This is a genomic window from Streptomyces sp. AC627_RSS907, assembly GCF_019049165.1.
Genome location: NZ_JAGMUE010000478.1, coordinates 1 through 548 on the forward strand (window position 1 = coordinate 1; position 548 = coordinate 548).

The 548-nt window shown below is 78.3% G+C and carries 1 protein-coding gene and 1 pseudogene; both read right to left on the reverse strand.

The features are described from left to right. Window positions 1-3: 3 nt before the first annotated feature. On the reverse strand, window positions 4-315 hold the full coding sequence (locus KUM32_RS36575; RefSeq protein ID WP_187089850.1) for a DUF202 domain-containing protein: 312 nt from the start codon (window positions 313-315) through the stop codon (window positions 4-6). Next, window positions 315-548 (reverse strand): annotated as a pseudogene (locus KUM32_RS36580) (hypothetical protein); the annotation flags it as partial. The pseudogene KUM32_RS36580 and the gene KUM32_RS36575, both read right to left, overlap by 1 nt.

The following is a 548-nucleotide window of genomic DNA, read 5'->3' on the forward strand; positions in this document are numbered from 1 at the left end:
GGGCTACCGCAACATGCCGACGCCCAGCACGCCCAGCAACGCGGCGCACCCGGCCGCGGCCACGGCCGCCCGCGGGGACAGCGCGGGCGGCCGTGGCGCGGCCAGGGCCCGGATGCGGCGCTGCCCCACGGCCAGCAGCGCCAGCCACACCAGCCCGGCCAGCGCCACCGCCAGTACGGCCAGCGGCCGTGGCCCCTCGACCACCGCCTGCCGGCCGGCCAACACGCCCACCACGGCGCCCGTGAGCGTCGTCCGCCGCCAGGCCATCCGGGTCCGCTCCGGCTGGAGGCCCGGATCGCGCGCCGGCCGGTCCACTAACCGGCCCCGCCCAGCGCCACGACCAGCACCATCACCACCGACATCAGGCCCACCGCCAGCGCGAGGACGGTCGGGAAGCGCGAGATGGGCAGGTCGTCACCGCGGCGCATGGCCCGCTCGCAGCGCAGCCAGTGGTTGACCGCGCGCAGCGCGCACAGCGCGCCGCCCACCAGCAGCGCGATCGCCAGCACGGTCCGCAGCGGCCGGTCCTGGTCCGGCAGGAACTGGTC